This is a genomic window from Paractinoplanes polyasparticus (assembly GCF_019710575.1).
GTDB classification, from domain to species: Bacteria; Actinomycetota; Actinomycetes; order Mycobacteriales; family Micromonosporaceae; genus Actinoplanes; species Actinoplanes polyasparticus.
Map to the genome: position 1 here is coordinate 74520 of NZ_JAHWFK010000022.1, position 22304 is coordinate 96823.

Annotated in this window: 29 protein-coding genes and 1 pseudogene; 20 read left to right on the forward strand and 10 right to left on the reverse strand. The window is 71.1% G+C overall.

Annotation, left to right across the window (positions count from 1 at the left end):
• Positions 1-206 precede the first annotated feature (206 nt).
• From KXC43_RS21635 to KXC43_RS52380, 3 genes are all read left to right on the forward strand, one after another.
• Positions 207-1514, forward strand: coding sequence for a CHAP domain-containing protein (locus KXC43_RS21635; RefSeq protein ID WP_221377935.1), 1308 nt, complete (start codon positions 207-209; stop codon positions 1512-1514).
• A 732-nt stretch (positions 1515-2246) separates the two neighbouring features.
• Entirely contained in the window at positions 2247-2393 is a 147-nt protein-coding gene (locus KXC43_RS21640; RefSeq protein WP_221377936.1) for a hypothetical protein, read from the forward strand.
• Between the two features lie 60 nt (positions 2394-2453).
• A complete protein-coding gene (locus KXC43_RS52380; RefSeq protein WP_221377937.1) occupies positions 2454-2702 on the forward strand; it encodes a hypothetical protein in 249 nt (82 codons plus the stop codon).
• On the opposite strand, the gene KXC43_RS21650 is transcribed toward KXC43_RS52380, so the two are convergent.
• On the reverse strand, positions 2699-3205 hold the full coding sequence (locus tag KXC43_RS21650) for a hypothetical protein (protein ID WP_255644519.1): 507 nt from the start codon (positions 3203-3205) through the stop codon (positions 2699-2701). The genes KXC43_RS52380 and KXC43_RS21650 overlap by 4 nt on opposite strands.
• 97 nt (positions 3206-3302) lie before the next feature.
• Positions 3303-3635: a hypothetical protein gene (locus KXC43_RS21655; RefSeq protein ID WP_221377938.1), complete on the reverse strand. Its 333-nt coding sequence runs from the start codon at positions 3633-3635 to the stop codon at positions 3303-3305.
• A gap of 135 nt (positions 3636-3770) precedes the next feature.
• Between KXC43_RS21655 and KXC43_RS21660 the strand changes: the two genes are divergently transcribed.
• The 4 genes from KXC43_RS21660 to KXC43_RS21675 all read left to right on the forward strand — a co-directional run bounded on the left by KXC43_RS21660 (position 3771) and on the right by KXC43_RS21675 (position 6594).
• The gene (locus KXC43_RS21660) at positions 3771-4739 is read left to right on the forward strand and encodes a nucleotidyltransferase domain-containing protein (RefSeq protein ID WP_221377939.1); all 969 of its coding nucleotides are present in this window, start codon (positions 3771-3773) and stop codon (positions 4737-4739) included.
• Between the two features lie 36 nt (positions 4740-4775).
• Positions 4776-5279, forward strand: coding sequence for a hypothetical protein (locus tag KXC43_RS21665; RefSeq protein WP_221377940.1), 504 nt, complete (start codon positions 4776-4778; stop codon positions 5277-5279).
• A gap of 75 nt (positions 5280-5354) precedes the next feature.
• Positions 5355-6191, forward strand: a complete 837-nt coding sequence (locus KXC43_RS21670; RefSeq protein WP_255644520.1) for a helix-turn-helix transcriptional regulator — start codon at positions 5355-5357, stop codon at positions 6189-6191.
• Positions 6184-6594, forward strand: a complete 411-nt coding sequence (locus tag KXC43_RS21675) for a VOC family protein (RefSeq protein WP_221377941.1) — start codon at positions 6184-6186, stop codon at positions 6592-6594. Before KXC43_RS21670 ends, KXC43_RS21675 begins: the two co-directional genes overlap by 8 nt.
• On the opposite strand, the gene KXC43_RS52785 is transcribed toward KXC43_RS21675, so the two are convergent.
• Positions 6570-7430: a helix-turn-helix transcriptional regulator gene (locus KXC43_RS52785; protein ID WP_221377967.1), complete on the reverse strand. Its 861-nt coding sequence runs from the start codon at positions 7428-7430 to the stop codon at positions 6570-6572. The two genes, KXC43_RS21675 and KXC43_RS52785, sit on opposite strands and share 25 nt — an antisense overlap.
• A gap of 30 nt (positions 7431-7460) precedes the next feature.
• On the opposite strand from KXC43_RS52785, the gene KXC43_RS21685 reads away from it, so the two are divergent.
• The 3 genes and pseudogenes from KXC43_RS21685 to KXC43_RS21690 all read left to right on the forward strand — a co-directional run bounded on the left by KXC43_RS21685 (position 7461) and on the right by KXC43_RS21690 (position 9847).
• Complete coding sequence (locus KXC43_RS21685) at positions 7461-8444, forward strand: aldo/keto reductase (RefSeq protein WP_221377942.1); 984 nt, start codon at positions 7461-7463, stop codon at positions 8442-8444.
• A gap of 82 nt (positions 8445-8526) precedes the next feature.
• Positions 8527-8589 (forward strand): annotated as a pseudogene (locus KXC43_RS52790) (hypothetical protein); the annotation flags it as partial.
• A gap of 67 nt (positions 8590-8656) precedes the next feature.
• Positions 8657-9847, forward strand: a complete 1191-nt coding sequence (locus KXC43_RS21690) for a chromate transporter (protein ID WP_255644521.1) — start codon at positions 8657-8659, stop codon at positions 9845-9847.
• A 15-nt stretch (positions 9848-9862) separates the two neighbouring features.
• Here KXC43_RS21690 and KXC43_RS21695 read toward each other — a convergent pair whose 3' ends face one another.
• The 3 genes from KXC43_RS21695 to KXC43_RS51105 are packed head-to-tail and all read right to left on the reverse strand — an operon-like array spanning position 9863 to position 12639.
• The gene (locus KXC43_RS21695) at positions 9863-11500 is read right to left on the reverse strand and encodes a RecQ family ATP-dependent DNA helicase (protein WP_221377943.1); all 1638 of its coding nucleotides are present in this window, start codon (positions 11498-11500) and stop codon (positions 9863-9865) included.
• Positions 11501-11540: 40 nt separating this feature from the next.
• Positions 11541-12491, reverse strand: coding sequence for a TIGR03557 family F420-dependent LLM class oxidoreductase (locus KXC43_RS21700; RefSeq protein ID WP_221377944.1), 951 nt, complete (start codon positions 12489-12491; stop codon positions 11541-11543).
• Positions 12492-12507: 16 nt separating this feature from the next.
• Entirely contained in the window at positions 12508-12639 is a 132-nt protein-coding gene (locus KXC43_RS51105; RefSeq protein ID WP_255644522.1) for a hypothetical protein, read from the reverse strand.
• A 147-nt stretch (positions 12640-12786) separates the two neighbouring features.
• Here KXC43_RS51105 and KXC43_RS21705 point away from each other — a divergent pair, with 147 nt between their 5' ends.
• Positions 12787-14352, forward strand: coding sequence for a glycoside hydrolase family 3 protein (locus tag KXC43_RS21705; protein ID WP_221377945.1), 1566 nt, complete (start codon positions 12787-12789; stop codon positions 14350-14352).
• A 68-nt stretch (positions 14353-14420) separates the two neighbouring features.
• Here the strand turns inward: KXC43_RS21705 and KXC43_RS21710 are convergent, their stop codons facing one another.
• Positions 14421-14705, reverse strand: coding sequence for a GNAT family N-acetyltransferase (locus KXC43_RS21710; RefSeq protein ID WP_221377946.1), 285 nt, complete (start codon positions 14703-14705; stop codon positions 14421-14423).
• Positions 14706-14746: 41 nt separating this feature from the next.
• Here KXC43_RS21710 and KXC43_RS21715 point away from each other — a divergent pair, with 41 nt between their 5' ends.
• From KXC43_RS21715 to KXC43_RS21745, 7 genes are all read left to right on the forward strand, one after another.
• Positions 14747-15073, forward strand: coding sequence for a hypothetical protein (locus KXC43_RS21715; protein WP_221377947.1), 327 nt, complete (start codon positions 14747-14749; stop codon positions 15071-15073).
• Positions 15074-15133: 60 nt separating this feature from the next.
• The gene (locus KXC43_RS21720; protein WP_221377948.1) at positions 15134-15958 is read left to right on the forward strand and encodes a DUF1206 domain-containing protein; all 825 of its coding nucleotides are present in this window, start codon (positions 15134-15136) and stop codon (positions 15956-15958) included.
• 95 nt (positions 15959-16053) lie between these two features.
• Entirely contained in the window at positions 16054-17220 is a 1167-nt protein-coding gene (locus KXC43_RS21725; RefSeq protein WP_221377949.1) for a mechanosensitive ion channel family protein, read from the forward strand.
• An 82-nt stretch (positions 17221-17302) separates the two neighbouring features.
• Positions 17303-17734, forward strand: coding sequence for a phage holin family protein (locus KXC43_RS21730; RefSeq protein ID WP_221377950.1), 432 nt, complete (start codon positions 17303-17305; stop codon positions 17732-17734).
• Positions 17731-18159 carry a DUF3618 domain-containing protein gene (locus tag KXC43_RS21735; RefSeq protein WP_221377951.1) on the forward strand — a complete coding sequence of 143 codons (429 nt, stop codon included), beginning with the start codon at positions 17731-17733 and terminating at the stop codon, positions 18157-18159. The genes KXC43_RS21730 and KXC43_RS21735 overlap by 4 nt, the downstream gene beginning before the upstream one ends.
• A complete protein-coding gene (locus KXC43_RS21740; RefSeq protein ID WP_221377952.1) occupies positions 18156-18428 on the forward strand; it encodes a DUF4235 domain-containing protein in 273 nt (90 codons plus the stop codon). Before KXC43_RS21735 ends, KXC43_RS21740 begins: the two co-directional genes overlap by 4 nt.
• A gap of 309 nt (positions 18429-18737) precedes the next feature.
• A complete protein-coding gene (locus KXC43_RS21745; protein ID WP_011905669.1) occupies positions 18738-18941 on the forward strand; it encodes a cold-shock protein in 204 nt (67 codons plus the stop codon).
• A 123-nt stretch (positions 18942-19064) separates the two neighbouring features.
• On the opposite strand, the gene KXC43_RS21750 is transcribed toward KXC43_RS21745, so the two are convergent.
• Together KXC43_RS21750 and KXC43_RS21755 are read right to left on the reverse strand one after the other, a co-directional pair.
• Positions 19065-19346: a hypothetical protein gene (locus KXC43_RS21750; protein ID WP_255644523.1), complete on the reverse strand. Its 282-nt coding sequence runs from the start codon at positions 19344-19346 to the stop codon at positions 19065-19067.
• The gene (locus tag KXC43_RS21755) at positions 19340-20317 is read right to left on the reverse strand and encodes an aldo/keto reductase (RefSeq protein WP_221377953.1); all 978 of its coding nucleotides are present in this window, start codon (positions 20315-20317) and stop codon (positions 19340-19342) included. Before KXC43_RS21755 ends, KXC43_RS21750 begins: the two co-directional genes overlap by 7 nt.
• Positions 20318-20385: 68 nt before the next feature.
• Between KXC43_RS21755 and KXC43_RS21760 the strand changes: the two genes are divergently transcribed.
• The gene (locus KXC43_RS21760; protein ID WP_221377968.1) at positions 20386-21156 is read left to right on the forward strand and encodes a trans-aconitate 2-methyltransferase; all 771 of its coding nucleotides are present in this window, start codon (positions 20386-20388) and stop codon (positions 21154-21156) included.
• On the forward strand, positions 21153-22166 hold the full coding sequence (locus tag KXC43_RS21765) for an adenosine deaminase (protein ID WP_221377954.1): 1014 nt from the start codon (positions 21153-21155) through the stop codon (positions 22164-22166). Before KXC43_RS21760 ends, KXC43_RS21765 begins: the two co-directional genes overlap by 4 nt.
• Here the strand turns inward: KXC43_RS21765 and KXC43_RS21770 are convergent.
• Entirely contained in the window at positions 22145-22303 is a 159-nt protein-coding gene (locus tag KXC43_RS21770) for a hypothetical protein (RefSeq protein WP_221377970.1), read from the reverse strand. The genes KXC43_RS21765 and KXC43_RS21770 overlap by 22 nt on opposite strands.
• Between the last annotated feature and the right edge of the window lies 1 nt (position 22304).

Below are 22304 nucleotides of genomic sequence, written 5' to 3' on the forward strand. Positions count from 1 at the left end.
ATCCGGTCGAGCGACCGACGTTCGCCCGAAGCCGGACGAGTCCGACCTGGTGGAAGACCGTGGGATGGATGATCGGCCAGGCAGTCTTGAGCCGTTGTGACAACTTCGTGGGCCTTTGACCCGGTTGGCTGCGGTCGGAACTGATCTGATGCTTTGCACACCGCGATGGACGATCGCGGTTCGGCTCAGCGAGGAGAAGGACCCCAATGAGACACCCCCGTACGTCAGCCCTGCGGCGACGCTTCATCGCCGGGGCGGTCTGCTGCGCAGTCGCGACGGCTGTCCCGGTCACCGTCGGCGCGAGCACCGCATCGGCCGCCACCAACGACTACCGGACGGTGTCGGTGACCGCCGACGGCTCGGGCTACGTGCTGACCAACACACGCGGCGGCACGTACGCGTTCGGCGCCGTCCGGTATCGCGGGAATCCCGTCGGGTTCTCCGGCGACATCGTCGGCGTCTCGACTACCGCGGACGGGAGCGGGTACGCGGCGATCTCCAGCAAGGGACAGGTCTACGCCTACGGCTCAGTCGCCTACCGCGGCAACCCGGCCGGATTCGCCGGTGACATCGTCGGCATCTCGGTCACCGCGAACGGCTCCGGTTACGCGGCGATCTCCAGCACCGGTCAGGTCTACGCCTACGGTTCGGTGCAGTACCGCGGCAACCCGGTCGGCTACTCCGGACGGATCGCCGGCATCTCCGCCACGGCCGACGGATCGGGCTACGCAGCCATCTCCAGCACCGGTCAGGTGTACGCATACGGCACCGTCAGATATCGCGGCAACCCCACCGGCTTCACCGGTCAGATCGTCGGCGTCTCCGCCACCGCCGACGGGTCGGGCTACGCGGCCGTCTCCAGCATCGGCCAGGTGTATGCGTACGGCACCGTCGTCCACCGCGGCAACCCTGCCGGGTTCACCGGCGGCATCGCCGGCATTTCCGTGACTGGCAACGGCTCCGGCTACGCGGCCGTCTCCGGCACCGGGCAGATCTACGCGTACGGCACCGTCGCCTACCGCGGCAACGCCGACCCCGGCAGTCCCTCCGGAGGCTCGGACCTGCGCGCGACCATCGTCGCCAAAGCCCGCGCCGAGGCCGGTAACCCGGCCCGCAACCGGGAGATCGGCGGGCCCAACTGCAACTACTACACACCGGCCGACCGAGGAACCGCTTGCAGCAACGGCTGGCGCGCACAAGCGTGGTGCGCCGACTTCGCCCGCTGGATCTGGAGCCAGTCCGGCGCCCGCACCAACGGGTTGAACTCGCTGGCCAACTCGATCCAGAACACCGGCACCTGGCGATCCGGCAAGGACCTCAACGGAGTCCAGCCCGGCGACCTCGTCGGCTGGAAGTTCGGCGGCAGCACCAGCGACGACCACGTCGGTGTGGTCGTCACCGTCAACGGCAACTCCATCACCACCATCGACGGCAATTACGGCAACGCCGTCAAGACCCATCCGTTCACCCGAGGCACGAGCGACATCTCCGGATACGCCACCCCGGCCCGCTGACGCAGGCGGATTCCCTGCCCCTCGGCTCCGCACCGAGGGGCAGGAGCGCGCCGAGGTTGCCGGTCAACTGCCGGCCTGAGGATGAGTGCATCCGATCGCCGCCGGTGTCCTGCCGGCGGTGACGCGGGCACACGGGGGAGAGTGACATGAACATTCGATCGAAGGCGGCGGTCCCGTCGCCCGGTGCGGCCCAGACCGCGCGCCCGGACGGCTACGACAAGTACTTCTTCCGCTGGGACACCGCGCGCTATCGGTCGCCCGCCTACATCAGCGGTCGGCACCGGCAGCGCCTGGACCTGATCAGGGCGGGGTCAGCGCAGGTCCAATGCGGACTGGTGGTGGGTGACGGCGCCGCGCAGCGTCCCAGCCCGGTGTACGCGACCCCGATGCCGTCCATCGTCCAGTCCTCCCCGGGCGGTGGCCGAGGCTGCGGAACAGATCGAGCGCCCTCAGCTGGTGCTCGGCGGCCGCGGCGAAGGTGCCCTTCGATCTCGCCAAAATTGGTCAGCGCGCCGGCCACGCCGCTCCGGTCGCGGTGCGCTCGTGCAGTGCGAGCGCCTCCCCGTGCCACCGCGCACCGGCCGGATAGCGGGCCGAGCCGCGACTCGATCTCACCCAGATTGTTCACCGCCCGCGCCTCGCCCAGCCGGTCGCCCGCCCGGCTGTGCACGGTGCCGAGCAGGGCCACGGCCTCGCCTGCCGATCGCCGGCCGCGTAGGCGTCGGCCCTCGCATGGCCGTGGACGGCAAGTGCCTCCTGCTGGTCGGCCAGCTCGGCGACCAGCTCGGCCGGCGGCACACCGAGCCCGGCCAGCATGCGGGCCAGGGCGTCGCCCGGCTCGACCGGCCGCCCCGGGTCGTACCCCGGAGGTCGGCATAGAGCTGACCGTCGGGAAAGCGTTCCCCGGCCCGGTGTCCCCATCGGACGGCCAGAGCGGTCTTGCCCACCCCGGCCGTGCCCGCCACCGCGCAGATGATCGCCGTGATCCTGCCACCCGTCAGCACCCCGTCGAGCCGCGCCCGCCCGGTGAAGCCGGTGACGTCGGCCGGCAGCTGCGCCGGAACCGCCCGGCCCTCGGGCTCCGGCCTGGCCGCGGCGGGCGTGCTGGCCGCCGGCAGAAACGTCTCGCGCTGCGAAGCCGGCGCCCGGTTCGGGCGGGTGGGAGCGAGCGACGCGTTGAGGCGCTAACGACTGTCGCGGCGGGCCTGGCGGCGGGCGCCGGTGGCCCGGGTCGAGGCGCGCTGCTTGGGCAGGCCCGGGTGGTCGGGCTGCCGGTCGGTGCGCTGGGCGGCGCGGGTCTCGTTGCGCGGACGCGGGGGGCCCGGTGGGTCGACGTTGCCGGGCTGCCGGGCCTCGGCCAGCCGCTCCGCCCGGAGCGCCTCGACGCTGGTCCGGGCGGCCGCCGCGACCGCCTCGCTGACCCGGGCCAGCGCGTCCTCGAAGACCTCGGCCTTGGCCCGGCTGCGTGTGTTCTTCGGGTACGCCCGGCCCCGCGCGCCGATCTCGCCCACCCGGGCGGCGGCCTGGCGGCGGTACACCTTCTGATGCTTGTTGCGGGCCCGCCGAATGCGATTGTGCACTTCGAGCAGGCCGTCCTCGTCGAGCCCGGCCAGATTTCCCGGCTCGGCCTCGCGGAAAAGCATGAGCTCCGTCTCGGTCAGCGAGTTGACCATGCCCGGCAGATCGTCCATGGGCCGAGCATCCCCGCCCGCGGCCGCGACCGCCTCACCCGTTTCGGAGGAGGCGGTCGCGGCCGGCCCGCGGAGTCGCACGTCCGCGCGCCTTGGGTCATACGTCCGCGAGCCGCCCGGCGTGACCGGCCTCGGCTGCCCGCCGATACAGGACGTCCGCCTGCTCGGCGTCGCCGGCCTCGGTGCGCAGCAGACCGAGCCCGTACCAGCCGAGACCGTGGCCACCCTCGGCGGCACGCTGGAAGGCGGTCTCCGCGTACGCGCTGTCGCCCATGCCGCGCAGGATGAAGCCGAGTTCCGCGTACGCCTCGGCCGAACCGCGCAGGGCGGCCCGCTGATAGAGCCCGGCGGCTCCGGCCAGATCGCCCGCATCCCGCGCGCGGTCGGCAAACCGGAGCAGCTCATCGTCGTTCCGGGAAGTCGCTGTCATGCCTCTCTGTCGGCCGGGCTCCAGCCGAGCTGAGAAGGATTCGGGCGGGCCCCAGCCGTGCTGCGAAGGGCTCGGCCGGGCTCTGGCGGAGGTGAGAAGGGCTCTGGCGGAGGTGAGCAGGGATAGGGTCGAGCGATGTTTCCCAGCCCGCGGTGGCGGCAGTTGATCGACGAGCGGACCCGGGAAGCGGTGGCTGTGCTCGGGCGGATTCCCGGGGTGCACGGGTTCGTGGTGGGCGGCAGCGTCGGGCGCGGGGAGCCGTGGCCGATGTCGGACATCGATCTGCTGCCGGTCTACGACGATCCGGAGGCGGCAGCCGGGACGGCGGCCGGGCAGGCCGCGATGGTGGACTGGTGGGCCGGGTCGGGGCGGGCGCAGACGCTCGACCTCGCGTGGATCGCCTTCACCGTCGGCGAGGTCCGCGCGGTGATGGCGGCGGGGGCCGAGGCGCTGGCCGAGCGGGTCGCGGCGGACCGCCGGTGGTTTCACGGGATCGACAAGGCGTACGGCGGGCGGGCCGGCGATCCGGACGACGAGTTGACCGGCGGGTTCGTGGCGTGGCTGACCGAGCTGCGGTTTCACCCGGCCGTGGTGGCCGCGCGCCTCGCGCAGTGGCGGCAACAGGCGCTGGCGGCGGCCGAGCTCACGGCCGACCCGGACGAGGCGACCGCGACGAACAATCTCCGGGAGTCGGCGCGCGCGGTGCGCATGCTCGTGCTGGAGGGCTGGGGTGAGCGCCTGGGGTCGATGGGGCGCGAGTGGACCCGGTTCGAGCGGCTGGCCGACCGGCACGGTCAGCGCGGGCTGGCCGATCGGATCGCCGTGCTGGCCGGGGCCGACGTGCCGACGGCGACCAGGCGGGCCGAGGTCGCGCCGCTGTGGCTGCGGGAGCGGATCGAGCTGTGCTGGGCGGCCCGGCAGGCCGTCGGCGAACAGGTCACCGAGGGCGAGAACGCCCGGGATCAACACGCCGCGTACGCCTTGCATGTGGCCCGGAAGCGGCCCGATCTGGACGGGCCGTGGACCGGCACGCCCGAGCCTCGCCTCGACCCGTACCGGTCAGATCTTCGGCGAGTGATCGAGCTGACGGCCGGTGGGGTATAAGACAGCCAGCAAAGACTGCCAACCGAAGGATTCACCGTGAGCGACGAACCGCTGTACTCGATGCTGGGTTTCAACGACTCGGAATGGGGGCTGCTCGTCGGCCTGCCGCAGTCGGTGCTCACCGCGGCCAGTGCCGCCACCCCCGACAGCACCCGCAAGACCCGGGCCGAGACGGCGGCCGGGATCGACGTGATCTCGGACGCCCGGGCGTCGGCCAGCCCGCTGGTCGCGGCCGTGGCCGGGGCCATCGTGTCCCGGTCGGGCGACCCCGAGCTGGGTGAGGAGCCTCCGGTCATCGAGCCCAGCGACCCCATCGCGTACGCCGAGGACGTGCTCGGCCGGGCCGCCGAGGCCAACGCTCTGCTGGTCGCCAAGGCCGAGCAGGCCGATGCCGAGACCTACAAGCACTGGCTCGTCGAGATCGCCGAGAGTGTCGTCGGCGCCGCCTCGACCGGCGGTGTCCTCGGCCTCGGCGGCGAGACCGTCACCGACAGCGAACGCGCCTTCCGGGACGATCTCGCCAAGATCTTCTCCGACTGATCCGGTGGCGTGCCCGTCGTGCCGCACCACGGCACGCCGGGTGCGCCGCACCGGGCCGCCCGGACGTAGGGTCGGATGATGGTCGTCGACGAGTACGTGCGGGCCCGGCCGGCCGCTGCGCTCGGGGCCTACGTCGAGTCGTACTCGGGATATCGCCAGCGCGGCGTCGCGCCGATGCGTCACCTCGGGCTGCCCTCGCCGTACCTGACGATGATCCTGACCCTGGACGAGCCGCTGGTCATGGCCGCTCATCCCGACCCGGGGCAGCGGCCGGGAAGTTACGACGCGCTGGTCGGCGGGCTGCACCTGACGCCCGCGGTGATCGTGCACGACGGGCGGCAGTCCGGGGTACAGGTGGCGTTACGGCCGCTGGGCTGCCGGGCGCTGCTGGGTGTTCCGGCCGCCGAACTGGCCGGCTCGGACGTGGACGCGGCGGCGGTGCTGGGCGAGGCCGCTGTGGCCGGGATCCGCGAACGACTCTGCTCCGCGCCGGACTGGCCGAGCCGGTTCGCGCTGCTCGACGACGCCCTCCGGGTCAGGCTGGCGCACAACCCGGTCCGGCCCGAGATCACGTACGCCTACCAGCGCATCGTCCGGGGCACACCGGTGCGGAACGTGGCCGCCGAGGTCGGCTGGAGCGACCGGCACCTGACCAACCGCTTCCGGGCCGAGGTCGGGCTGCGCCCCAAGGAGACGGCCCGCGTGGCCCGCTTCGACCGTGCCCGTCGTGCCCTGCACCCCGGGGCGCTCATCGCCGAGGTCGCGGCCGCGCACGGCTACGCCGACCAGTCCCACCTGGTACGCGAGTTCCGCGCGCTGGCCGGCTGCACCCCGTCCGAGTGGATCGCCGACCAGTTCGATTTCATCCAAGCCGTACGGCTCGAGCCCGCGCACGATGGGGCACATGACTGATGCGAAGACACCGCCACCGCAGGTGTGGCCGACCCTGCGGGCCACCGACGCCCGCGCCCTGATCCGTTTCCTCGTCGACGCGTTCGGCTTCGAGGAGGTGGCCGTGCACGGCAGTGGCGACCGCGTCGAGCACGCCGAGCTGGCCTGGCCGCTCGGCGGCGGCATCATGCTCGGTTCCGACCGCGGCGGGCCGGACGACGCGTGGCCGCTCAAGCCGGGCACGTTCGGCTGCTACGTGGTGGCCGACGACATCGACGCCCTGCACGACCGGGCAGCCAAGGCCGGCGCCGAGATCCTCCAGGCCCCGTACGACACCGACTACGGCTCCCGCGACTTCCGGGCCCGCGACCCGGAGGGCAACCTGTGGTCGTTCGGGACCTACCGGGGTGAGCCCCGCCGCTGAACAGCCGCGGTGCTCTGTTGCGTCGCAGCCCACGTGGCCAGCAGTTCCAAGCCGTCGCCGGACGGCGTTCCCGGCTCGGCGGAGTAGGTCACCACCGTCAGCGCCCGGTCGCCGGCCAGGGTGAGCGCCTCGAAGTCCAGGTCCAGGTCACCGATGGCCGAGTGCCGGAACCGTTTGCTGCCGTGCCGGTGCACGTAGACGTCCTGAGCCGCCCACCAGCCGCGGAACGGCTCGCTGCGCATGGACAACTCACCGATCAGGCTCATCAGGTGCTGGTCGTCCGGGTGCTGGGCGGCGGTCATGCGCAGCGCGGCGACGGCGGAGCGGGCGATCTGCGCCCAGCCCGGGTAGAACGCCGGGGCATGCGGGTTCAGAAAGGTGAACCGCATCGAGTTGACCGGCAGCGCCGGGTTCGCGGCGAACATCGGCGCGTACAGAGCCGCCCCGAGCGGGTTCACGGCGATGATGTCGAAGCGGTGGTTACGCAGGAACGCGGGCGCCCCCGTCATGGAATCGAGCATGCGGCGGACGGACGGCCGGATCGCCGGGGCGCTGTCGCGGCGTACCCGGGCGCGGGCCGGCGCGGGACCGGCTGCGCGGGCCAGGTGGTACAGGTGCTCGGTCTCGGTCTCGTCGAGCCGGAGCGCGCGGGCCACAGCGTTCAGGACGCTGTCGGAGGCGCCGGCCAGATTGCCGCGCTCCAGCCGCGTGTAGTACTCGACGCTGACGCCGGCGAGGGCAGCGACCTCACCGCGGCGCAGCCCGGCGACCCGGCGGTGTTTGCTGAGGTCAGGCCGGGTACCGCCTGGGGGAAGGGCGCGGCGGGAGCAGCGGATCCTGACACACGACTACACGGAGGAGACATCATGCGTACCGCGAAGCTCGGCGCACTCGAGGTCGGCCGGATCGGCCTGGGCGCGATGGGGATGTCGCACGGCTACAGCGGCGCCGGGAGCGACGACGCCGAATCCATCCGGACCGTTCACCGGGCGATCGACCTCGGCGTCACCCTGATCGACACGGCCGAGGTCTACGGCCCGTACGTCAACGAGGAGCTGGTCGGCAGGGCGCTGCGGGGCCGCCGCGACCGGGTGGTGCTGGCGACCAAGTTCGGCCTGATCTCGCACACCGGACGAGGCGCCGGCAAGGCGGACAGCAGCCCGGACAGCATCCGTACGGCGGTGGAGGGCTCGCTGAAGCGGCTGGGCACCGACCACATCGACCTGTACTACCAGCACCGCGTCGACCCGGACACGCCGATCGAGGACACCATGGGCGCCCTCGCCCAGCTCGTGACCGACGGCAAGATCCGATACGTGGGCCTGTCCGAGGCCTGGGCCGGCACCATCCGCCGGGCGCACGCCGTGCACCCGGTCACGGCGCTGCAGTCGGAGTACTCGCTGTGGACCCGCGACCAGGAGGAGATCCTGCCGCTGCTGCGGGAGCTCGGCATCGGCCTGGTCGCCTACTCGCCGCTGAGCCGGGGCTTCCTCACCGGCGCCCTGCGCACCCCGGCCGACGTCGAGAAGCTGGACGACAACGACTTCCGCAAGAACCACCCGCGCTTCACCGGCGAGAACTTCCAGCGCAACGTGCGCCTCGCCGACCAGGTGCGGGCGGTGGCCGACCAGGTGGGCGCCACCTCGGCCCAGGTGGCGCTGGCCTGGCTGCTCGCCCAGGGTGACGACATCGTGCCCATCCCCGGCACCAAGCGGGTCAGCCGGGTCGAGGAGAACGCCGCCGCCGACGCCGTCACGCTGACGCCCGACCAGATCGCGACCCTCACCGCGCTGCCCGTGGCCGAGGGTGGCCACCACACCGAGGAACAGATGAGAATGATCGAGCGCTGAGTCGCAGCGCGCGTCTTCTCGGGGGAGCCGCATGACCGACACCCTGCGATCCGACGTCGTGCCGTTCCGGCAGGCGGTCAGGATGTGGTTCCTGATCTCGTTGCAGACCTTCGGCGGGCCCGCCGGGCAGATCGCCGTCATGCAGCGTCACCTGGTGGACGACCGGCGCTGGATCGGGCAGAAACGCTTCCTGCACGCGCTGAACTACCTGCATGCTGCTGCCCGGCCCCGAGGCCCAGCAACTGGCCATCTACGTCGGCTGGCTGCTCAACGGCCTGCGGGGCGGGCTGGTCGCCGGCACCCTGTTCGTCCTGCCGGGCGCCGTGGCCCTGCTCGCGCTCTCGGCCGTCTACGTCGCGTTCGGCGACACCACCGTGGTCGCGGGGATCTTCGCCGGTCTCGCCCCGGCCGTCGTCGCGGTCGTCGCCCAGGCCGTCTGGCGGGTCGGCAACCGCGCGTTGACCAGCCGCGTCCTGCTCGGCCTGGCCGTCGCCGCCTTCATCGCGCTGGCCGCCTTCGCGGTGCCCTTCCCGGTCGTCATCGGAGTCTCCGGAGCGATCGGCTGGGCCCTGCACCGCTGGCGCCCACAACCGGCCGGGAAGTCCGGCGGGCACGCCGCCGCACAGGACGGACCGCCGCCTCTGATCGCTGACGATGCGCTGCACCACGACCAGCCATCGACCCGCCGCGCGCTGAAGATCCTGGTCGTGGGGCTGGTCGTCTGGTTCCTGCCGGTCGCCGCCGTCGCTTCGCTCACCGGCGTGCACAGCATCTACACCCAGCAGGGGCTGTTCTTCTCCGGCACCGCGGTGATCACCTTCGGCGGCGCGTACGCCGTCCTCGCGTACGTCGCCCAGCGCGCCGTCGAGCACTACGCCTGGCTCTCCGCCGGAGACATGGTCCGCGGCCTGGCTCTCGCCGAGTCGACTCCCGGCCCGCTCATCATGGTCGTCCAGTTCGTGGCGTTCCTCGGCGCCTATCACCATCCAGGGCCGCTCGACCCCTGGGTCGCCGGGGTGGTCGCCTCGCTGCTGACGACGTGGGTCACCTTCGTGCCGTGCTTCCTGTTCATCCTGCTCGGCGCCCCGTACGTCGAACGCCTGCGCGGCAATGAGAGCCTGTCGGCCGCGCTGACCGGCATCACCGCCGCCGTCGTGGGCGTCATCGCGCAGCTCGGCCTCTACTTCGCCGTGCACACGCTCTTCGAGCGCACCCACCTGATCACCGGCGGGCCGCTGCACCTGCAGCTGCCCGACCTCACGTCGGTACGGCTGGTTCCCGTGGTCATCGCCGTCATCGCCGCCGCGCTCGTCTTCCGGTGGAAGTGGCCGGTGCTCCGTGTGCTCGGCGTCAGTGCCCTGCTCGGCCTGATCGCCGGTCTGGCCGGTCTGCCGGGCGCGTGAGCACCCCGTCGGTGGTCACTGGGCGGTGAGCAGCTCGTTCTCGATGACGACCGGGACCGACAGGGTCTTGTAGCCGACCTCGTCGAACAGGACGGTCATCCGTTCCTCCTCATAGCCCATCACCGTGCCCGGGCCCCACTCGCCGTGGCGGACCTTGGCGTGTACGGGGAACGGCTCGTCGGTGGTGGCCTCGACCGTCTCGGCGGCGGTGCCCTCGGCGCAGTTGTCGCAGTGGCCGCACGGCTGGGCCAGGTCTTCGCCGAAGTAGGCCAGCAGGGTCTGCGTACGGCAGGCCCGGGTCTCGGCGAAGCCTCGCATCATGTCGGTGCGGGACCGGGAAACGACCTGTTGACGCTCGTGTTCCTTGACCGCGGCGGTGGCTGCGGCGGCGGGCAGGGGAGCGAAGACCGGCACCGTGAGTTTGCTGCCACGGCCGGTGGTCACCGCGCCGACCTGTTCGAGCAGGTTGAGGTACGAGCCGAGTTTGCGCGGGCCCAGCCCGGTGGCCTCCTTCAACTCGGTCTTGGTCTTCGGGCCCGAGCGCACCGCCGCCGCCAGCTCGCGCAGCTCGACCTCGTCGGGGGAGCCGCCGGTGAAGAAGCGCTGGATCGCCTCGTCCTCGGAACGCCACAGCAGCAGCGCCTGCGCGGGGTCGTCGTCGCGGCCGGAACGGCCGATCTCCTGGAAGTAGCTGTCGGGGGAGTCGGGCAGGGCCATGTGGGCGACCCAGCGGATGTTCGCCTTGTCGATGCCCATGCCGAACGCCGACGTCGCCACCATGATGTCGACCTTGTCGGCGGTGAAGGTCTCGTGCTTCTGTTCGCGGGCGCCCGCGGCCATGCCGCCGTGGTAGAAGTCGGCCGGGTAGCCGGCGTCGGTCAGGCGCTCGGCCAGTTCCTCGGCCGCCCGCCGGGTGGCGACGTAGATGATGCCAGGGCGCGGCGCCGAGTCGAGCAGGGCCGTCAGCTTGCGCCAGCGGTAGTTCTCGTCCGGGCAGTACGCCACCTCGAGGAAGAGGTTCCTGCGGTCGAGTCCGGAGACGTGGATCTCGGGGTTGTCCAGGTGCAGGCGCTCGATGATGTCGTCGCGGACCGGTGGCGAGGCGGTCGCGGTCAGCGCGAGCACCGGCGGCCGGCCGATGCCCTTGATGAGGTCGCCCAGGGCCAGGAACTCGGGGCGGAAGTCGTGGCCCCAGGCCGAGATGCAGTGCGCCTCGTCCACGGCGACCAGGCCGGGGCGCAGCGACTTGACCTCGGCCATCCGCTCGGGGTCGCTGAGCTGTTCGGGCGTGATGAACAGGAACTCGGCGCGACCGGCGCGGATCTCCGCGATCGCCTCGCGCTGCTGCGCCGGCGTCTCGGCCGAACTGACCCGCACCGCGCGGATCTTCGGGTCGTCGCGCTCGTTGAGGGCGGCGATCTGGTCCTGCTGCAGAGCCAGCAGCGGTGAGATCACCACGGTCGGGCCGGGCAGCAGGACGGCCGGGATCTGATAAATCGCCGACTTGCCGGCGCCGGTGGGCAGCACGACGAGGGCGTCGCGGCGCCGCAGCACGGCGCGCATCGGCTTGAACTGGCCCGGCCGCAGCGAAGGCCACCCGAAGTGGCGCCGGGCGACCTTGCGCAGGCGTGGTCCGTACACGGGAATCTTCATCGAGCGGCCAAGGTGCCCGGCCGCCGCTGTGGGCAAACGCTCACGACTGCTTCGGCAGGATCTCGTTCTGGTACAGGTCGAAAAGGCCCTGGTAGTTCGGCCCGGTGTTGGCCACGTAGACCTCGTCGAAGCCGGCCTGGCGGTACTTGTCGAGCATCTCGACGTGCTTCTGCGGGTCGTTGCCGCACACGAAGGACTCCTTGACCATGTCCTGGGTGACGAGCTGGGACGCCTGCTCGAAGTGCTTCGGCGTGGGCAGCACCTGCGAGAGTTCGCCCGGCACACCGGCGTTGGGCCACTTCTCGTACGCGATCCGGGCCCCTTCGTCCTCGGTGGACGCGAACGCGGCCTTGAAGCCGGCCTGCGCGATCTTCGACCCGCCCCCGCCCGCGCGGAACTTCGACACCAGTTCGCCGTCGGGCATCGTGCTCACGTAGCCGTCGCCGATGCGGGCCGCGACCTCCACCGCCTTGGGCCCGAAGCCGGAGATGTAGATGTCGGGCGGCGTGTCCGGCAGCGTGTAGATGCGCGCGTTCTCGACCGTGTAGTGCTTTCCGCGGTACGAGTAGTTGTCGCCCCGCCACAGGCCACGCATGATCTCGACGGCCTCCTCGAGCATCTCCAGCCGTACGTCGGCCTCGGGCCAGGCGTCGCCGAAGATGTGCTCGTTGAGGGCCTCACCGGTGCCGATCCCGAGCCGGAACCGGCCCTGGGTGAGCACCGCGCTGGTGGCCGCGGCCTGCGCGATGACCGCCGGGTGGATGCGGACGGTGGGGCAGGTGACCGCGGTGGTGATCGGCAGGCTGGTCGCCTCGCTGAGCGCGCCGATCATCGACCAGACGAACGCGCTCTGGCCCTGGGCGTCGACCCACGGGTGGTAGTGGTCCGAGATCCACAGACCGGTGAAGCCGGCGCGCTCGGCTCCGCGGGCCTGCTCGAGCAGCTCGGCCGGGGTGTATTCCTCGCAGGACAGGAAGTATCCGATATGCATGCGCCGGGAATTACCCCTATTTCTTACCCCCGAACATGCGGCGGATGGCCCAGATGAGCAGCAGAAACGCCAGGGCGACGCCGAGCAGGCGGACGGCGTGCACCTCGGACCAGTCGACCTCGGCGGCAGCGAGCACGGTGGGGGTCACCCCCGCATGCTATCGAGCAGGCTTAACCCAGAGCTAATAGAAAGGTTTGTTGACTGAAACAGGCCGGGGGTGTGACCATGGGATCCGCACAACGGGGGACGCGCTCTCCAGCAGCGCGCTGAAACGTCACCGGAGGTACGGGGGCCCATGCCGAACCATGGCGAATTGCCGGAACTCGCCGCGAGGGTGCTTCAGCCGGGATTCGCCGGCACCACCGCGCCCGACTGGGTCCGGCGGTGGCTCGGCGAAGGTCTCGGCGGCGTCGCGCTGTTCGCGCGCAACGTCGAGTCGCCGGCTCAGGTCGCGGCGCTGACCGCCCAGCTGCGGGCCGAGCGGCCGGACGTGCTCGTGGCGATCGACGAGGAGGCCGGCGACGTCACCCGGTTCGAGTCGCGGCTCGGCAGCTCCCGGCCCGGCAACCTCGCCCTGGGCGCGATCGACGACGTCCGGCTGACCGAGGAGGTCGCCCACGACCTGGGCTGCGACCTCGCCAACGCCGGCATCACGCTCGACTACGCGCCCGACACCGACGTCAACAGCAACGCGGCCAACCCGGTCATCGGCGTCCGTGCCTTCGGCGCCGAGGCCCAGCTGGTGGCGCGCCACTCCGCCGCGTTCGTACGCGGCCTCCAGTCGGCCGGCGTCGCCGCCTGCGCCAAGCACTTCCCCGGTCACGGCGACACCAGCGTCGACTCGCACCACGACGTCCCGTTGATCGACCGCGACCGCGCGCAGCTCGAGGAGTGCGAACTGGTGCCGTTCCGGGCTGCCATCGCGGCCGGCGTGCGGGTCGTCATGACCGGGCACCTGCTCGTTCCCGCGTACGACGCGGAGCTGCCGGCCACGCTGAGCCGTCCCATCCTCACCGGACTGTTGCGCGAGGAGCTCGGCTTCGACGGGCTGATCGTCACCGACGGCATCGAGATGCAGGCCGTGCGCCGCCGCTACGGGCTGGCCGGCGCCACCGTCCGGGCCCTCGCGGCCGGGGTGGACGCCATCTGCGTGGGCGGCGACCACGCCGACGAGCAGACCGCGGCGCTGCTGCGCGACGCCATCGTGGCCGCGGTGCGGTCGGGCGAGCTGCCGGAGGAGCGCCTGCGCTCGGCCGCGGCCCGGGTGCGCCGCCTCGGCGAGTGGACCACCGCCACCCAGACCGCCACCGGCGCGCGGGCCGTCGCCGACTCCACCCCCGAGGTGACCGTGCTGAGCCACACCGCGAGTGTCGGCTTCGACGCGGCCCGCCGCGCCGTCCGGGTCACCGCCACCGCCGACGGCGCCGGCCGGCTGCCGGTCGACGGCCCGGCCCACGTCGTGGAGTTCGCCCCGCCGCGCAACATCGCCATCGGCGCCGAGACCCCGTGGGGCCTGGGCGCGCCCCTCGACGACCTGCTGCCCGGAACCACCTCGGTGCGGCTGACCGAGGACGACCTCGGCGCCGATCCGGTGGCGACCGTGCTCGACGGCTCGGCCGGCCGCCCGCTGGTGCTGGTGGTGCGGGACGTGCACCGGCACGCCTGGCTGGCCGACGTGCTCGGCGCCGTGCTGGCCCGGCGGCCCGACGCGGTCGTGGTCGAGATGGGCGTGCCCGAGACGGTGCTGGGTGCGGTGCACATCGCGACCTACGGCGCCACCCGTGCCTGCGGGCGGGCCGCCGCCGAGCTGATCGCGGGCACCCGGGTGCCCGCGCCGGCGCCGCAGCCCCTGGCGGCATGAGACTCCGGTCGCCGGCGGTCAGGGCGGGGGGCTCGGCCGCCGGCGACCGGTTCCCGTCCCGATGATCGTCAGTCCTCGATGATGTCGTCGTACCCGGGGTGCTCGGCGACGTACTTGGCGAAGAACGGGCACGCGGGATAGACACGGGCGCCCTGGGCGCGCAGCGCGTCGAGCGTGTGCTCGGCCAGCACGTTGCCCAGGCCCTGGCCACGGAAGCGCCGGTTGATCTCGCTGTGGGTCACGACCGTGACGCCGTCGCGCACCCGGTAGGCGGCGAAGCCGGCCACGTCGTCGCCGATCCTCAGCTCGTAGCGCTGCTGGGCGGGATTGTCGCGCACATCGACGTCGCTCATCGGCTCAGCTTAGGGTCGCGCGGGCCCCGTACGCTGGAAGGGTGTTGAAACCCACGCAACGCCTAGCCGTCGTCCTCAGCTCGGCCACCCTGCTCGGCGCGCTCCTCGCCGGATGCAGCAGTGACAACGTGAGCTGCGGCCTCGACCAGTGCACTGTCTCGATCGACCGCGAAACCAACGCGAGCGCGAGTTTCCTGGGTGTGGAGGCCAAGTTCATCAGCGCCGACGCCGACACCGTGACGCTCGACGTGGCCGGCGAGCAGATCAGCCTGACCAAGGGCCAGCAGGCGGTCGAGGTCGCCGGGCTGCAGGTTTCGCTGGACAGCGTGACCAGCGACAAGATCGGCCTGGAGGTCTCGCGCGCATAACAGAGGCCCCTCCGGCGCGTCCCGGGTTTGAGAAAACCCGGGACGGGTCATTTCATCGGCATGACATCCGCCGCCTCGAACGTCAAGGGCTCCGCCTCGCGGGCCGCCGACAGCAAGCCGCTCGAATATCTTGCCCGGGGCGGCTTCATCGGCTACGGCATCATCCACCTTCTCTTCGCCTGGATCGCCTTCCAGGTGGCCTTCCAGGGCTCGTCGCAGGAGAGCGACCAGTCCGGTGCGCTGCAGTCGCTGGCCGGCAACGGCTTCGGCAAGACGCTTCTCGTCGTGATCGCGGTCGGCATGATCGCGATGGCCATCTGGCAGGCCTTCGAGGCCGCCATCGGCGAGAGTGGCGAGCAGGACCGCGCCGCGATGGCCGAGCGCGTCCTCTCCGGCGCGCGCGCCATCCTCTACCTCTACCTGGCCTGGATCGCCATCAAGGTCGTCCAGGGCTCCAACGCCTCGATGGGCGACAAGTCGCAGAGCCAGACCTCGAGCATCATGGACAACACCGGCGGACGCTGGCTGATCGGCCTGGTCGGCCTCGTGGTGGTCGGCATCGGCGTCGGGATGGCCATCTACGGCTACAAGAAGAAGTTCACCAAGCACCTCAAGACCGGCGAGATGGCGCCCGGCACCCGTAAGCCGATCATCCGCCTGGGCATGGCCGGCTACATGGCCAAGGGCACGGCGTACGCCATCGCGGGCATCCTGGTGATCATGGCCGCGGTGAACTACGACCCCGAGAAGGCCCGTGGGCTCGACGCGGCGCTGAAGACGCTCGCCGGCAACTCGTGGGGCGTGTGGCTGCTCGGGTTGATCGCCCTGGGTATCGCGGCCTTCGGCGTCTACTGCATCGCACAGGCCAAGTACCGGAAAGTGTGAGCAACCTCTGACCTTCGTGCGGGAACGTTGCGGGTGCCGGTGACCAGGGCAAGCTGGGTCGCTGGTACCCGCATTTTCGTGCGAAGGAGAGACACGTGCCCAGCACTGTGAAGGCCCTGCTCACCGTATTGGTGGCGGCGGGGCTGGCGATCGCGCTGGTCCTGGTCGTGCATTGGGTGCTGGTGCGCCTCGGCCGCAAATCGGACCTGGCGGCCGATCTGGCCCGCACCGCGCACAAGCCGTTCCTGGTGACCATGACGCTGTTCGCGATCCAGCAGGCGCTCCGCGCCGCCGCGGGGGAGTTCCCCGGTCGTGGGGGCGTGCTGCACGCGCTCGTCATCTGTTTCATAGCCGCCTTCGCCTGGCTGGTGGCCGCGTTCGTGCTCGTGCTGGAGGACGCGGCGCTGTCCCGCTGGCGCACCGACGTGCCGGACAACCTCAAGCGCCGCCGCTTCAAGACCCAGGTGGTGATGATCCGCCGCCTCACCGTGGCCACGATCGTCGTGCTCACCCTGGGCGTCGTGCTGATGACCTTCCCCGGCGTCCGGGCGCTGGGCGCGAGCGTGCTGGCCTCGGCCGGCGTGATCAGCGTGATCGCGGCGCTGGCGGCCCAGAGCACTCTCGGCAACGTCTTCGCCGGTTTGCAACTCGCGTTCAGCGACGCCGTCCGGGTCGACGACGTGGTGGTCGTCGAGGGGGAGTGGGGCCGCATCGAGGAGCTCACGCTCACCTACGTCGCGGTGCAGATCTGGGACGACCGGCGGCTGGTCCTGCCGACGTCCTACTTCACGACCAAGCCGTTTCAGAACTGGACCCGCTCGTCCTCGGCCGTGCTGGGCACCGCCGAGGTCGACGTCGACTGGTCGACCGAGGTCGAGCCGCTGCGCGCCGAGTTGCGAGCCACCTGCGAGGGCTCCGAGCTGTGGGACGGCCGGGTCTGCGTGTTGCAGGTGACCCAGGCGACCGGCGGCATGGTGCGGCTGCGGGCCCTGGTCAGCGCGAGCGACGCGCCCTCGCTGTGGGACCTGCGCTGCCTGGTGCGCGAGCGGCTGGTGACCTTCATCTGGGCCCACCAGCGCGACGCTCTGCCGCGCTACCGGGCCGATCTGGCCGGCGGCACGCGACCGGTCGCGACCGCGCCCCGCTCGGCGCCGCGGAGCGACTCGGACGACAGCCGTTTCTACAGCGGCGAGGACGGCGAGGAACGCCACGCGAACTTCGCCGGGCCGGAGGAGACGGTGCCCGTCCCGGCCAACCGCTGATCCGTTCTGGCGGGTTTCCCGCAGCAGGATTGACGCGCCGGTGATCAGGGCATAAACCCGTCACAGGGGAAAGGAGGACTCCATGGCCGATGTTCTGAACGGCCGCCAGCCCAGCACAGGCGCCGATCAGTCCACATCCGAGTTGGTGCAGCGCGCGAGCGAGCAGATCAGTCGTCTCGTCCGCGACGAGATCGCGCTGGCCAAGGCCGAGCTGGCCGAGAAGGGCAAGCATGCCGGTATCGGCATCGGCCTGTTCGGTGGCGGCGGGGTTCTCGCCATGTACGGCGTCGGCGCCCTCGTGGCCACCCTGATCATCATCTTCGATCTGTTCCTGCCGCTCTGGCTGGCCGCCCTGATCATCACGGTCGCGCTCTTCGCGCTCGCCGGTGTTCTCGCCCTGATCGGCAAGAACCAGGTGTCGAAGGCCGTGCCCCCCGAACCCTCGGCCGCCATGCAGAGCGTCAAGGCCGACGTCGACGAGGTCAAGCAGGCCGTGGAACGAGGACGGGCATGAGCGAGAAGAACGGTTCGCCGGAGCCGAAGCCGTCGATCGACGAGCTGCGCGCCGAGATCAAGCAGACGCGGGCCGAGCTCGGCGAGACGGTGCAGGCCCTCGCGGCCAAGGCCGACGTCAAGGCCCGAGCCAAGGAGCAGGTCGAGCAGACCAAGCAGAAGGTCAAGGCCCAGGCCGTCGAGGCCACTGAGCGGGTACGCGGCGCGGCCGTGGCAGCCGCGGGCGCGGTCAGCGGCAAGGTGCACGAGGCCGCCGACCGGACGTCCGAGAAGGCGCACGGTGCGGCCGAGCTGACCGTGGCCAAGGCCGACGAGTTCGACGTCCGCGAGAAGGTGCGGAACAGCTCGGTTCCGCTTCCTCTGGTCGTGGCCGGAGTGGTGGCACTGGTCGGGATCATTCTGATCGTTCGAGGGAGGCGCCGGTGAGCGGCAAGGTTTCGAAGCTGGCCTACAAGCCGGTCGGGTTGCTGCTCGGCATCGGCGCCGGCACGGTCGCGGGCTTCGTGTTCAAGGAGGTCTGGAAGCTGGCCGGCAACGACGACGACGCACCCAACGCAACCGATGAGGATCGGGGCTGGGGCGAGGTTCTCGTGGCGGCCGCTCTGCAAGGCGCTATCTTCGCTCTCGTGAAGGCGGCCGTCGATCGCGGTGGCGCTGTTGGCGTACGGAAACTGACTGGTCAATGGCCTAACTGAAGTTAGGTTTACAGTCGTTGGTCCCTCACCTCGCGAGAGCGAAGTGGGGGGCCTTTTCCATATCTGCGGACGACTATTCGATTCGCTCCGGGGGCAGCTTTGCGACCGGTTTTTCAGGTACAGTGTGCCCAGTTTTTGCGTATGTGGTTCGCTGCTTCGCCCGATCAAGGGAAACCGGCCTACCGGCCGGGGTCGTGAGACCAGGCGGATGGGACGTCCTCTGAAAGGCCGCCTCACGGCGCCGCTGCTCGAAAACGGTCATCGGCCCAGGGGTAGCAAGGGTCGGCATTTTCAGAAGGAGAGTTCAGCATGGCGCAAGGAACCGTGAAGTGGTTCAACGCAGACAAGGGCTTCGGCTTCATCACCGTCGACGGCGGGGGTGCTGACGTGTTCGTCCACTTCTCGGCCATCCAGACGAGCGGTTACCGCACGCTGGAGGAGAACCAGCGGGTCGAATTCGAGATCGCCCAGGGCCAGAAGGGCCCGCAGGCGGAGCAGGTTCGCCCCCTCTGAGTGACCACGCCGGTCCTGGGCCGGCTGCCGATCGCCTGGCGGAGGTCGGCTACGACGCGAAAGCCCCCGCATCGAACCGGATGCGGGGGCTTTGTCACGCTCGCCGGCGTCTGTTCAATTGTCTTACATTTTGCCGGGATCGCCGAGAGGCGACTGGTGAATGATGGCAAGGGCTTCGGCACGTTTCGCGCGCGATCGCGATCGTTCCCCCAGAATGATCAAAATCAGTCCGGCGATGGCCACTACCGGACCGATCACGGCCCAGATTCCAGTTCCGCTCATTCGGCTGTCGGTGACAATGTCGAGCCCTTGCAGCGTCCACAGAGCGCCGACGACGACGGCCAGCACCCCGAGTGCCATCGGGAGCCACCCGTGCAGCTTCTTGAGAGCCGGCTCATTCACCATTTGTCGTGCACCTGCGGGCGGACCAGCTCGTCGTAGACCTCGCGGACGCCGGCCTTCACCTCGTCGCTCAGCGGCGGCAGCCCGGCCACAGCCGCGTTGCCCTGAGCCTGCCCGGGGTTGCGGGCGCCGGGGATGACCACGGTGACGCCGGCCTGGTCGAGCACCCAGCGCAGCGCGAACTGAGCCATGGTGAAGCCCTCGGGCACCAGCGGACGCAGCCGCTTGACCGCCTCGAGCCCGGTCGCGAAGTCGACGCCGGAGAACGTCTCGCCGACATCGAACGCCTCGCCGTGCCGGTTGTAGTTGCGGTGGTCGTCGGCGGCGAACGTGGTGTGCTCGTCGTAGCGGCCGGACAGCAGCCCGCTGGCCAGTGGCACGCGGGCGATGATGCCCACCCCGGCCTCGGCGGCCGCCGGCAGTACCCGCTCGAGCGGCTTGAGCCGGAACGCGTTGAGGATGATCTGGACGCTGGCGGTGCCCGGGCGGGCGATCGCGGCCAGCGCCTCGTCGACCTTCTCGACGCTCACGCCGTACGCCTTGACGCGCTTCTCGGCCACGAGCGTGTCGAGGGCGTCGTAGACCTCGCCGGACGAGAACACCGGCGTCGGCGGGCAGTGCAGCTGCACCAGGTCGAGCGTCTCGACGCCGAGGTTGGCCCGGGACCGGTCGGTCCACGCGCGGAAGTTGTCGAGGGTGTAGTTGCCGGGCTCCTGAGCCACCCGCCGGCCCATCTTGGTGGCCACGGTCAGCTGCGGTTTGTCCTTGATGAAGGAGCCGATGATCTGTTCGCTGCGGCCGTCGCCGTAGACGTCGGCGGTGTCGATGAACGTGACACCGGCGTCGACCGCGGCCTGCAGGGTCTGGTGAGCGTCGGCTTCGCTCACGTCGCCCCAGTCGGCGCCGAGCTGCCACGCGCCGAGGCCGACCACGCCGACCGTCCGTCCCATCCTGCCGAAAGTGCGTTTCTCCACGGGTAGTGACCCTACTCGTCGCACGGTACGGTGGCAGCAAGACGTACGTACGGTTTGGGAGGTTGACCATGTGGGATCCGGCCGTCTACCGGCGCTTCGGCGCCGAGCGCTCGCGTCCGTTCTTCGACCTGGTCGCCCGGGTCGGCGCCAGGCAGCCGCGCGCGGTCGTCGATCTGGGCTGCGGGCCCGGTGAGCTCACGCTGAGCCTGGCCGAACGCTGGCCGGGGGCTCGGCTCACCGGCATCGACTCCTCGCCCGAGATGATCGGCAAGGCGTCGGCCCACGGCGGTCCGGCCGAGTTCCGCACCGGCGACGTTCGCGACTGGCGTCCCGGGCCCGACACCGACGTGCTCGTCACCAATGCCACGCTGCAATGGGTGCCCGAACACCGTGAGCTGCTCGCCCGCTGGGCCCGCGAGCTGCCGCCCGGGGCCTGGCTCGCGATGCAGGTGCCGGGCAACTTCGGCGCGCCCTCCCACGTGCTGCTGCGGGAGGTCGGGAAGCGTTACGGCGTCAGCGACGTGCTGCGGGAGGCGCCGGTCGGTGATCCCGCCGAGTACGCGGCGTTGCTCGACGGCGCCGAGGTCGACGCGTGGGAGACCACCTACCTGCACCTGCTGCCGGTTCAGGACGAGCACCCGGTGCTGCGCTGGATGGAAGGCACGGCGTTGCGTCCCGTCAAGGCGGCCCTGGACGACAATGCTTGGCAGTCGTTCCGCGCCGACCTCGCGCGGGAGCTGACCGGCGCCTACCCGGCGACCGGAAGCTACGTCGCATTCCCGTTCCGCCGCGTCTTCGTGGTGGCCCGGACAGCTTCATCAGGAGGGAACGAACGGTGACATCGTTCATCGCCGGCCTGCCCAAGGCCGAGCTGCACGTGCACCACGTCGGCTCGGCGTCGCCACGGATCGTGGCCGAGCTGGCCGCCCGGCACGAGGGCGCCTCGCCGGTGCCGGCCGACCCCGAGGCGCTCGCCGACTACTTCGCGTTCCGCGACTTCGCGCACTTCATCGACGTGTACCTGACCGTCGTCGACCTGATCCGCGACGACGAGGACGTGCGCGTGCTGACGTTCGAGATCGCCCGCGAACTGTCGCGCCAGCAGGTCCGGTACGCCGAGCTGACCGTCACGCCGTACTCGAGTGTCAGGCGCGGCATCCCGGCCAAGGCGTTCTGCGAGGCGATCGAGGACGCCCGCCGCGGCGCCGCCACCGAGTTCGGCATCGACCTGCGCTGGTGCTTCGACATCCCGGGCGAGGCCGGCCTGGCCGCCGCCGAGCAGACGCTGGCCATCGCGCTCGAGGAGCGGCCCGACGGTCTGATCAGTTTCGGGCTGGGCGGGCCCGAGGTCGGCGTGCCGCGGCCGCAGTTCAAGCCGTACTTCGACCAGGCCCGAGCGGCCGGGTTGCACAGCGTCCCGCACGCCGGCGAGACCACCGGCCCCGAGACCGTCTGGGACGCGATCCGCGAGCTCGGCGCCGAGCGCATCGGGCACGGCATCTCGGCCGCGCAGGACCCGGAGCTCACGGCGTACCTGGCCGAGCATCAGATCCCGCTCGAGATCAGCCCGACCTCGAACCTGCGCACCCGGGCCGTACCGTCGCTCGACGAGCACCCGCTGGCCCGGCTGGTCGCCGCGGGCGTGCCGGTGAGCATCAACTCGGACGACCCGCCGATGTTCGGCACGACGCTCGAACAGGAGTACGCCGTAGCCGCGCGGCTGCTCGGCCTCGACGACGCGGGCGTGGCCGACCTGGCCCGCGGGGCCGTGAAGCAGAGCTTCCTCGACTCGTCGGGCCAGGCCCGGCTGCTGGCCGAGATCGACGCCTACACGGTGCGGAGCGCGTAGAGCGGCTCCTGCCAGATCGCCAGCACCACCACGATGCCGATGGTGAGCACGGCGACCCAGCGCACGAGCCGCCGCCTGGTGAACCTGGCCGGGTCCTCCTCGGGCTCGGTCAGGGGCCGATCCAGGGTGTCGCGCACA